1 protein-coding gene is annotated in these 1,026 nt (G+C 51.3%); it reads right to left on the bottom strand.

Features of this window, described 5'->3' with window-relative positions; genetic code table 11:
• Positions 1 to 825: 825 nt before the first annotated feature.
• Positions 826 to 1,026, bottom strand: a 201-nt coding sequence (locus tag F6K20_RS39720; RefSeq protein ID WP_287298613.1) for a DUF4301 family protein, incomplete at its 5' end; no start/stop codon positions are given.

The raw sequence follows: 1,026 nt of genomic DNA, 5'->3' as shown, positions 1-1,026 counted from the left end.
TTCAGCTATCAGTCTTGAGCCTTGGCCTATGGCCACGCATCGCGTATTGCTCACGCTACTTGAGGTGCCGTCAGCTAATCAACGGTCGGTAGTAAACCAGCATCGGGGGTGCTGGTACGGCTGGTTGAAAATCCCTGCTCGTTTTACTGATCCGACCCCGTGCAGTTAAAGCGCCTGCTAGCACCTCTAGTAGCGATGCAGTGGCCTCACGGGGAGGCAGTGCCGCCAAAGGGGGTTACCACGGGGCTTTCAAGGTGCGGACGCAGGTGACCCACGCAGCCCCTCCCGATGAGCAACTGCCGTGGTTTCCCCCACTCGCGCTTTGCATCAAGACAGCGTAGGCGTAGCGCATTAGCTAATAGCACCTCAAGTAGCGTGGGCGTAGCGCATTAGCTGATAGCTGATAGCTGACGGCTGAATGCTTACCCAGGGGTTTGGTTCGTTAGTTAATCTAGGTAAGACTAGGAGTCAGCAAGACCCTAACAATTCCTAAAGACTTTAACCAAGTTATAGAGATAATAGCTTGATTGGTGGATTATAGTTCGCCAGGGAGAACAATTAGGGGATTGGGTCATATTGTTTCTGACGGCATTAGAATTGCAAGATAATCCTAATCGGATCTTACTTACCAAGTCTACCCAAATCTCCACAATCCAAATCTCCCCTACCTTGGTTGAACTCCTCAATACCGATACCAACCGATTGGAGATCGACTGAGGATTTAGAAGAAGCCCATAGGGGAAGAGGATGGGGAGCAAAAAAAATACACTAATAGTTTTGGCAATAGTTTTGGCTGTGACTTCGTGAAATTTTAATAAAGATTGCTCAGAAGTCCACATGTTTCAAAAATTCTAGGTCGATAATGGTTCTATAAACTAATGAGTCCATCCGAACCTGGGCGCTCTCGACGATCTGCTTGACGACCACCCCGTCCGGGGCCTGGACCCAGAAGGGGCCGCCGCCGGACTGGCCGTCGTTTGCCACGACCCCGCACACCCGCAGCGGCCGATAGAGGCGAGACAGGAG

The organism is Moorena sp. SIO2C4 (genome assembly GCF_010672485.1).
GTDB lineage: Bacteria > Cyanobacteriota > Cyanobacteriia > Cyanobacteriales > Coleofasciculaceae > Moorena > Moorena producens.
Note: the sequence above shows the minus strand (reverse complement) of the source record. Positions and strands in the feature narration are given on the sequence as shown.